The organism is Acidomonas methanolica, from assembly GCF_004346035.1.
GTDB lineage: Bacteria > Pseudomonadota > Alphaproteobacteria > Acetobacterales > Acetobacteraceae > Acidomonas > Acidomonas methanolica.
In genome coordinates, this window is record NZ_SLZN01000015.1 from 63,301 (window position 1) to 72,274 (window position 8,974).

Sequence of the window (8,974 nt, forward strand, 5' to 3'; positions counted from 1 at the left end):
AAACGCTGATGGGGTTCAATTGCGGCATCGTCGGTCTGCCGAATGTCGGGAAATCGACGCTGTTCAACGCGCTGACCGAGACGGCGGCGGCGCAGGCGGCCAATTACCCTTTCTGCACCATCGAGCCGAATATCGGCCGCGTGGCGGTGCCGGACGCCCGGCTCCGGAAGCTGGCGGAGATCGGCAAGTCGCAGAAGATCCTGCCGACGAGTCTCGAATTCGTGGATATCGCGGGCCTCGTGCGCGGCGCGTCGAAGGGGGAGGGGCTCGGCAACCAGTTCCTCGCCAATATCCGCGAGGTGGATGCGATCATCCACGTGCTGCGCTGCTTCGAGGATGACGACATCACCCATGTCGAGGGCGGTGTCGACCCGGTCCGCGATGCGGAGATCATCGAGACCGAGCTGATGCTGGCCGATCTCGAAAGCCTCGAAAAGCGCGAGCCGGCCCTGACGAAGCGCGCGCGGGGCAATGACCGCGAGGCCCAGGCCCAGCTCGCCGTGATCGGGCCGCTGATCGCCGCCCTGCGCGAAGGGCGCGCCGCGCGCACTGCGATCCCGGCGGGGGAGGACGAGGTCGTCCGTCGCCTTCAGCTCATGACGACCAAGCCCGTGCTGTATGTCTGCAATGTCGAGGAAGGCGCGGCCTCCACCGGCAACCGCCATTCCGAGGCGGTGAAAGCCATGGCTGCGGCGCAGGGCGCGGCCGTGGTCATCGTCTCGGCGGCGATCGAGGCCGAGGTGTCGCAACTTCCGATGGAGGAGCGGGCCGAGTTCCTCGAAGGGTTGGGGCTGCATGATTCCGGCCTCGATCGTGTGATCGCCGCCGGGTATGCGCTGCTGGGGCTGCGCACCTATTTCACCGTCGGGCCGAAGGAAACGCGCGCCTGGACGATCACGGCGGGCACGAAGGCGCCGCAGGCGGCGGCGGTGATCCACAATGATTTCGAGCGGGGATTCATCGCGGCCGAGACGGTTGCCTATGACGATTACATCGCTTTCGGCGGCGAGGCGGGCGCGAAAGAGGCGGGCAAGCTGCGCATCGAGGGCCGGGACTATGTCGTGCAGGACGGCGATGTGCTGCTGTTCCGATTCAACGTGTGAAACAGGGGCGGCGTGGATCGTCGTCGCGCTGAGTCATTCGGGGAAAGTTTGAGCGCAAGTTTCGGGACGTCTGCCGGGCGGCGATTTTTGTAGAGTGATCGCGCGACCATCAGGGAGGGCGAGATGACGATCTGCGAAACGGCGCGCGAGACGACCGGCGATCCGCGTTGGACGGCGGTGGTCGCTCGTGATCGCTCGGCCGACGGGACGTTCTGTTACGCCGTGCGCACGACGGGGATTTATTGCCGTCCAAGCTGTCCGGCGCGGCGGGCCCGTCCGGAGAATGTGGAATTCTATGCCGGCAGCGCGGGGGCGGAGGCAGCCGGCTTCCGCCCGTGCAAACGCTGCCGACCGGAGCTTTGCGCGTCCGGGCACCCGCAGGCGCGGCTGGTCGCATCGGCCTGCCGGGCGATCGAATCCGCCGAGAACGTGCCGCCGCTGGCGGTTCTGGCCCGCGAGGCGGGGTTGAGTCCGACTTATTTCCATCGTCTTTTCAAGAGCATGACCGGGCTGACGCCACGCGGCTATGCGGCGGCGCATCGCGGCCGCAGGTTGCGGGACAGTCTTCCCGGGGCGGAACAGGTGGTGGATGCGGTTTATGATGCCGGTTTCGGATCGGGAAGTCGTTTCTACGCGCAGGCGGAGGCGATGCTCGGCATGACGCCGCGCAGCTATCGCGCGGGCGGCAAGGGGGAGGTGATCCGTTTCGCGCGCGGCGACTCGTCGCTCGGCGTCCTTCTCGTCGCCGCTACGGGAAAGGGCGTCTGCGCGATCTTTCTCGGCGACGATCCCGATGCGTTGGTCAGGGATCTTCAGGATCGTTTCCCGGCGGCGCGGCTGGTCGGCGGCGATCCGGAATTCGGCGCGCTCGTTGTGAAGGTGGCGCAGTTCGTGGACATGCCCCGGCTCGGGTTCGATTTGCCTTTGGATGTGCGCGGGACGGCGTTTCAGCAGCGGGTCTGGCAGGTGTTGACGACGCTGCCGCCCGGCGCGACCGCCAGCTACGCGGAGATCGCGCAGGCACTCGGCGCACCGTCGGCGGTACGCGCGGTGGCGCGGGCTTGCGGCGCGAACGCCCTGGCCGTCGTCATTCCGTGTCACAGGGTCGTCCGGGCGGACGGCGCGCTGGCGGGATATCGCTGGGGAATCGCACGCAAGCGGGCGCTGCTCGATCGGGAAGCGGAACAGGCGCAGGATACGCGGGGCTCGGCCCTGCGTACGGTCCGCAGTTGCGTTCCGGCGTCGGGAATGCTGGATTATCGACCCGCAGACCGGGGAGGAAGCCATGGGCAGCCAGAGTCAGACGTTGAGCGCCGAGAGAGAGAGCACCGGGATTGATGCCCTGATCGCTCCGGCGCGGGCGGCGGCGCGGGCGCTGGCCACGGCGCCGCGCGCGCGACGGGACGAGGCGTTGCGGGCGGCGGCGGCGGCGTTGAGGGCGCGGGAGGAAGAGATTCTGGCGGCCAACGCGGCGGATCTGGCGGCGTCGACCGCCTCCGCCGCGTTCCGGGACCGGCTGACGCTCACGCCGGCCCGCATCGAGGCGATGGCCAGGGGGTTGGAGGACATTGCCGATTTGCCCGATCCGGTGGGGCGCGTGCTGGCGGCGTGGGAGCGCCCCAACGGGTTGAAGCTACGCCGGGTCGCGGTGCCGATCGGCGTGATCGGCATGATCTATGAGAGCCGCCCGAATGTCGGGGCGGATGCGGCCGGGCTGTGTATCAAGTCGGGTAATGCCGTGATCCTGCGCGGTGGCTCGGAAAGCCTGCACTCGGCGCGGGCGATTCAGGCGGCGATCGAGGCGGGATTGCGCGTCGCGGGACTGCCGGAAGCCTGCGTGCAGATCGCACCGGATGCGGATCGGGCGCATGTCGGGGCGATGCTGGCGGCGGTGGGGGGCATTGATCTCATCATCCCGCGCGGCGGCAAATCGCTGGTCGAGCGGGTCTTGCGGGAGGCTCGCGTGCCGGTGCTCGCCCATGCCGAAGGGCTCTGCCATACCTATGTGGACGGCGCGGCCGACCCGGAGATGGCGCGGCGCGTGCTGGCCGATGCGAAGATGCGCCGCACGGGGATCTGCGGCGCGACGGAGACGTTGCTGATCGACCGGGCGATCGCGCCTGCGCTGCTGCCCGTGCTGGTGGCGGATCTGCGCGAAAGAGGGTGCGGGTTCGTCGCCGATGACCGTGCGCGGGCGATCCTGCCGGAATTGCCGCCCGCGACGGCACAGGATTTTGCGACGGAATGGCTGGACGCGAAGCTCTCCATCGCCGTGGTGGACGGCGTCGAGGGCGCGCTGGCGCATATTGCGCGCTTCAGCAGCAACCATACCGAGGCGATCATCACCGAGGACGCCGCCGTGGCCGAGCGTTTCCTGAACGGGACGGACAGCGCGGTGGTGATGTGGAACGCCTCGACGCAGTTCTGCGACGGCGGGGAGTTCGGCTTCGGCGCGGAGATCGGCATCGCGACAGGCAAGCTGCACGCGCGCGGCCCGGTCGGCCTCGAACAACTGACGACCTTTCGCTATGACGTCCGGGGGGCCGGGCAGGTGCGCGGCTGACCTTGTCGCCGTTCCCGCGCTTCGGGCCGCTCCCGCGTTTCGGGGACGGGCGACGTGTCACCATCGGGCTGCTGGGCGGGTCGTTCAACCCGGCCCATGACGGGCATTTGCAACTCGCGCGCTATGCGTTGCGTCATCTCGGGCTCGATCAGGTCTGGCTGATGGTCTCGCCGGGAAATCCGCTGAAGCCGGCGAAAGGCATGGCGATTTTCGCCGATCGGCTGGCCAGCGCGGAGCGGATCGCGGACGGGCGGCGCATCGTTGCGACGGATATCGAGGCGCGGCTGGGCACGCGCTATACGGCGGATACGATCGCGCGGTTGCGGCTGATCTTTCCGGAAGTGCGTTTCGTCTGGCTGATGGGCGCCGACAACCTCGCATCGTTTCATCACTGGCGGGACTGGAAGCGGATTGCGGCGATGGTCGCGATCGCCGTGGTGCCGCGGCCGGGCAGCACCATACGGGCGCTGGACGGGCAGGCGGCCCATGCCCTGCGTCGCTGGCGGCGGCCGGCGCGGGAAGCGCCGATTCTCGCATGGCGCGGCGGAAAATCCTGGACTTTTCTTCCTGCCCCACAGAACGGTATATCGGCGACTGCATTGCGCGATTCGGGCATAACCGCTGCATTGCGAGCCACCCTTCCAGCAGGAGTTCGAACCATCCCCAGAAAGTCGCCATCCGATTCGCCGACGCCGCCGACCCGGCGTGCGTCCCGGGCGGTCCAGCCCGCCCCCGTTCTCGCCGAGGCCGCGAAGGCACCCGGCACACCGCGGAAGAAGGCCGCCGTCGCGGGGCCCAAACGCGGACAGAAGGTCACGCGCGAAGCGGCCGCGCGCGACGCGCTGGACGCCGTCGTCGCCGTCGTCACGGCGAGCCTTGCCGATGACAAGGCCGAGGATATCGTCGTGCTCGACCTCACCGGCCGCGCCAGCTTCGCCGACCGCATGGTGATCGCCACCGGCCTGGTGGACCGTCAGATCAGCGCCATGGCCCAGCACCTCGAACGCAAGCTGGCCGAGGATGCCGGGATCAAGCGCGTGCTGATCGAGGGCGCCAACGGCTCGGACTGGGTGTTGATTGATATCGGCGATGTCGTCGTGCATCTTTTCAAGCCGGAAAGCCGCATGCTTTATGCGCTGGAGCGCATGTGGGGCGCGGATCTCGACTCCGACGATGACTCGGTGACGACGCTCTGACATGAAGCTGGTCGCTGTCGGGCGCATGAAAAGCGGCCCGGAGCGGGAATTGTTCGAGCGTTATGCCGTGCGTCTGCGGCCCCGGCTGGAGCTGGTCGAGATTCCCGATGCGAAGGGCTCCGTCGCCGAGGTGCGGCGCAAGGACGCTCAGGCGATTCTGGCGGCGTGCGGGGCATCAAGCTTCGTTGTCGCGCTCGACGAAGGGGGCGCGCGGCCGGACAGCGCGGCATTCGCGGGTCTGCTCGAACGCTGGCTCGGCGGCGGCAGGCCGCTCTGCTTCGTCATTGGCGGCGCGGAGGGGCTGGAGGCGAGCGTCATCGCCCGTGCGGACGCCACACTTTCACTGGGGCGGCTGACCTGGCCGCATATGCTGGTCAGGAGTCTGCTGGCGGAACAGCTTTATCGCGCCCAGAGCATCCTCTCGGGACATCCCTATCATCGAGAGGCGCGTCCCTAGAGTCTTTCCGGCGAAGCGGCCTTCGCCGGATGAGTGCTCAGCGGATCGAACGATTCGGCGCGTCGATCGGCAGGGCCTCTTCCGGCGCCTCGGCGACTTCGGTCGAGGTCAGCGGATGACGCAGCGCGTCGAATTCGTCGGCGGCGGAATGACGATGGGCGGCGGCGTAGCGGGCGTGCGCCTGGGTCCGGGTATTGTTGGCGAGCATCATGCCGTCATCCGGACGGGCGTAGATGAACCCATAAGTCGGGTAGATACTGCCGAAACGGCCATGATCGCTGAGAGCGATGCGGACCGCCGACCAGTCGTTGTTGGGGGACACGTCGACCACGCGCACATGGCGCGCGATGCCGCGCTGACCCCAATGAGAATGATCGATGATGATCGAACGGCTGTTTTCGACTTCCCTGACCACCGCGACGTGACCGAGTGGCATCCGGCGGATGGCGCGGAAATTCAGCACCGATCCCGGCTCGGGGGCTTGGCCGCGCGCATAGACGCCGCGCGCGTTATACCACCAGTCGGCGGCATTGCCCCTGAGGACGACATCGGAGGCCGATTTGGCGAAGGCGACGCATTGAATGACATGACCGCCGGAATGCCGGGCCGAGGCCACGCGGCGATAATGGTGCGTCGCATGGCCATGCTGGGCGACGGCGCGATGATGCGCGCTGTGGTGCCGTGCCTCAGCCTTCGGAGCGAGAAGACCCAGAACCATGGAGCAGAGAGTCAGAGAAGCGAAAACGGGTCCACGCGACGATTTCAGGCGACTTCTCTGCATCACGAATGGTGTTCCTGTTCCGAATGGCCTTTACATTACGGAAAGCTAACAGGGTTCATGCAACCCTGACAAGATGCTGGCGCAACCCTTTTTTGGTTTTCGATGTTGTTTTTGAGCAACGGGTTTGTTGCTCAAAAACCTTTGACGCGTGTCATCGCGTTGCGACAACCATGATCTCGACCAGCACGCGCGGGTCCGCCATCACGGCCTGAACGCAGGCGCGGGCCGGGGCCTGGCCTTCGGGCAGCCATGCCGTCCACAATTCGTTGAGCGCGGTCCGATCGTTGATGTCCTTCACCCAGATCTGGGCCTGGAGCAGGCGGGTATTGTCGGTGCCGTGCTGCTCCAGAAGGGCGTCGAGCTGGGCGAGCACGTCGGCCGTCTGCGTTTTGAAATCGGCGTCCAGTTCGCGTGCGACGACGCCCATCGTGTAGATGAAACCGTGATATTCGACGACCTTGGAGAGAATCGGGCCGGGTTCGGTGCGGATGATGCGGCTCATGGCGGGATGCTTCCTTCATTATGTGGGAGTATGGAATGGACGGCCGGTATGCGGCCGATTCTGTCCTTGCAGGTGGGGATGGTCAACCGGCGGCTTGCGCCTCGCCTGCGCGCGCGGTATCGCCCGGCGCCGGGCGTGAGGCAATTGGGGAGGCGTGGAGGAGATGCGGGCTCGAACGGTTCAGGTGACGCCCCTGCGTCAGAACTGCGTTCTTCTGGACGACCCTGCCACGGGCAAGGCGGTCGTGGTCGATCCCGGCGGGGATGTCGAGGACATTCTGGCGGCGCTGGGGGATGCCCAGGTGGAGGCGATTCTCCTGACTCACGGGCATCTCGACCACGCCGGCGGCGCGGATGAGTTGCGGGACCGCCTGTCCGAGCGTCAGGGCGCGCGCGTTCCGCTGCTCGGGCCGGACAGGCGGGATCAGTTCCTGCTGGAGGCGATCGAGACGCAGGCGGCGGGGTTCGGCCTTGTCGGGCTGAAAAACGCGCATCCGGATCGGTTTCTCGACGATGGCGAGGGGCTCGAACTGCTGGGGCGGCGGATTCGCGTCGCGCATCTTCCCGGTCATGCGCCCGGCCATGTGGTGTTTCTCAGCCCGGAGGACAGGCTGGCGATCGTGGGGGACACGCTCTTCGCCGGAACGGTCGGGCGCACGGATTTCCCCTATGGCGATCCCCAGGCGTTGCTTGACGGAATCCGCACGGTGCTTCTGACTCTGCCTGATGATACGACCGTTCTGCCCGGGCACGGGATGCCGACGACGATCGGTCGCGAGCGGCAGAGCAATCCTTTTCTCGTCTGAGGAGACAGCATGAGAACGCTGCGTGCGGTGATCGGCCTGATGGCGCTCTGGGCGCCCGCTCCGGTTTGGGCCGAGGGTCCGCAGGCGGTATTGCCGCGCGCGCCCCTGACGATCGTGACGCGGGACGGCAAGAATCATGTCTTCTCGGTCGAACTGGCCAGGACGGCGCGGCAGCAGGAGGTCGGAGAGATGTTCCGCAAGGCCGTGCCCGCCGATGGCGGGATGCTCTTCCTCTGGCCCATGCCGCAGGAATCGGACATGTGGATGCGTAATACGCTTGTGCCGCTCGATATGCTCTTCATCGACGGCGACAATCGCATTCACGCGATCGCGGAGGATGCCGTTCCGCTGAGCGAGGCGGTCATCAGCAGCCACGGGCCGGTCGCCACGACGCTGGAACTTGCCGGAGGCACGGCGCGCACGCTTGGGATCGAGGTGGGCGACCGCGTGATCTCTTCCGCGTTGCCGGCCGGGCATTGACGGCGTGACATGACGGTTCTCGTCACAGGCGCGGCGGGGTTCGTCGGATATCACGTCGCGGAATCGCTGCTTGCCGCCGGACATGATGTGCTCGGCGTCGATAATCTCAATGACTATTACGATCCGGCGCTGAAGGAGGCGCGGCTCGCGCGGCTTGCTCCGCGGACGGGCTTCACATTCCGGCGGCTGGATCTGAGCGATACGGCCGGAGTCGCGGCGCTGTTCGAGGAGCGGCGCGAGATCTCCCATATCGTGCATCTCGCGGCCCAGGCCGGCGTGCGGCATTCATTGCTCGATCCCTGCGCCTACGTGACCGCGAATGTCATGGCCCATGTGGTGTTGCTGGAAGCGGCGCGCGCGCTGCCGCATCTGAAGCACGTGGTGTATGCGTCGTCGTCTTCGGTCTACGGCCTGAACGCCACGCTGCCCTTTCGCGAATCGGATGCGGTGGACCAGCCCAGTTCCCTCTATGCCGTCACCAAGCGCACGGGCGAACTCACCGCTCATGCTTATGCCCATCTTTATGGGGTGCCTCAGACGGGTTTGCGGTTCTTCACCGCTTACGGGCCGTGGGGCCGGCCGGACATGGCATATTATCATTTCGCGCAGGCGATCGCGACGGGCGAGTTGTTGACGCTGTACGAAGGCGACGGGCTCGTGCGGGATTTCACCTATGTCGATGATATCGTGCGGGGAATCGTCGGCGTGCTGGATTTGCCGCCGCAGCAAGCGCGGATTCTCAATCTCGGCAGTGACAATCCGGCCCCGGTGCGCCGCCTGATCGCATTGCTCGAATCGGAACTCGGCCGCGTGGCGCGCATTCAGGAGAAGCCGCGCCCGCGCGCCGATGTGGAGGCGACATGGTCCGACGTAAGTGCGATCGAGGCGCTGACGGGCTGGAAACCGCAGGTTTCGCTGGAGGAAGGCGTCGCTCGTTTCGTGGCGTGGTTCCGGGCGTATCATGAGGTCGGCTGAAAAAAATCCGGCACATGCATTTTTTCCATTGACGCTTTGGTGTGAGTGCTCGTAAAAGCCCGCTACCGACGAGGGGGGCTGAGGTTTCTCTGGGTTTTCTGAGTGAAATCAG

The 8,974-nt window shown here is 66.6% G+C and carries 9 protein-coding genes and 2 pseudogenes; 9 read left to right on the forward strand and 2 right to left on the reverse strand.

What is annotated here, in order from left to right:
* Nucleotides 1-8 precede the first annotated feature (8 nt).
* The 6 genes and pseudogenes from ychF (at nt 9) to EDC31_RS11490 (ending at nt 5,319) form a co-directional block, all read left to right on the forward strand.
* On the forward strand, nt 9-1,103 hold the full coding sequence (gene ychF, locus EDC31_RS11470; RefSeq protein WP_042055678.1) for a redox-regulated ATPase YchF: 1,095 nt from the start codon (nt 9-11) through the stop codon (nt 1,101-1,103).
* Between the two features lie 123 nt (nt 1,104-1,226).
* Nucleotides 1,227-2,441 carry a bifunctional DNA-binding transcriptional regulator/O6-methylguanine-DNA methyltransferase Ada gene (gene ada / locus EDC31_RS11475; protein ID WP_081797385.1) on the forward strand — a complete coding sequence of 405 codons (1,215 nt, stop codon included), beginning with the start codon at nt 1,227-1,229 and terminating at the stop codon, nt 2,439-2,441.
* Nucleotides 2,389-3,666, forward strand: a complete 1,278-nt coding sequence (locus tag EDC31_RS11480) for a glutamate-5-semialdehyde dehydrogenase (protein WP_132127059.1) — start codon at nt 2,389-2,391, stop codon at nt 3,664-3,666. The genes ada and EDC31_RS11480 overlap by 53 nt, the downstream gene beginning before the upstream one ends.
* 2 nt (nt 3,667-3,668) lie before the next feature.
* Nucleotides 3,669-4,280 (forward strand): annotated as a pseudogene (locus tag EDC31_RS18170) (nicotinate-nucleotide adenylyltransferase); the annotation flags it as partial.
* 135 nt (nt 4,281-4,415) lie between these two features.
* A pseudogene (gene rsfS / locus EDC31_RS18175) lies at nt 4,416-4,862 on the forward strand (ribosome silencing factor); the annotation flags it as partial.
* A 1-nt stretch (nt 4,863) separates the two neighbouring features.
* Entirely contained in the window at nt 4,864-5,319 is a 456-nt protein-coding gene (locus tag EDC31_RS11490) for a 23S rRNA (pseudouridine(1915)-N(3))-methyltransferase RlmH (RefSeq protein ID WP_042061400.1), read from the forward strand.
* Nucleotides 5,320-5,356: 37 nt separating this feature from the next.
* On the opposite strand, the gene EDC31_RS11495 is transcribed toward EDC31_RS11490, so the two are convergent.
* Nucleotides 5,357-6,037, reverse strand: coding sequence for a CHAP domain-containing protein (locus EDC31_RS11495; RefSeq protein ID WP_042061403.1), 681 nt, complete (start codon nt 6,035-6,037; stop codon nt 5,357-5,359).
* A gap of 214 nt (nt 6,038-6,251) precedes the next feature.
* Nucleotides 6,252-6,602, reverse strand: a complete 351-nt coding sequence (locus EDC31_RS11500) for a RidA family protein (RefSeq protein WP_042061406.1) — start codon at nt 6,600-6,602, stop codon at nt 6,252-6,254.
* Nucleotides 6,603-6,765: 163 nt separating this feature from the next.
* On the opposite strand from EDC31_RS11500, the gene EDC31_RS11505 reads away from it, so the two are divergent.
* The 3 genes from EDC31_RS11505 to EDC31_RS11515 are packed head-to-tail and all read left to right on the forward strand — an operon-like array spanning nt 6,766 to nt 8,862.
* Nucleotides 6,766-7,407 (forward strand): MBL fold metallo-hydrolase, encoded by a 642-nt coding sequence (locus tag EDC31_RS11505; protein WP_042061408.1) that lies wholly within the window; start codon nt 6,766-6,768, stop codon nt 7,405-7,407.
* A 39-nt stretch (nt 7,408-7,446) separates the two neighbouring features.
* The gene (locus EDC31_RS11510; protein ID WP_239641744.1) at nt 7,447-7,887 is read left to right on the forward strand and encodes a DUF192 domain-containing protein; all 441 of its coding nucleotides are present in this window, start codon (nt 7,447-7,449) and stop codon (nt 7,885-7,887) included.
* 9 nt (nt 7,888-7,896) lie between these two features.
* A complete protein-coding gene (locus EDC31_RS11515) occupies nt 7,897-8,862 on the forward strand; it encodes an NAD-dependent epimerase/dehydratase family protein (protein WP_042061411.1) in 966 nt (321 codons plus the stop codon).
* The last annotated feature ends 112 nt before the right edge of the window (nt 8,863-8,974 follow it).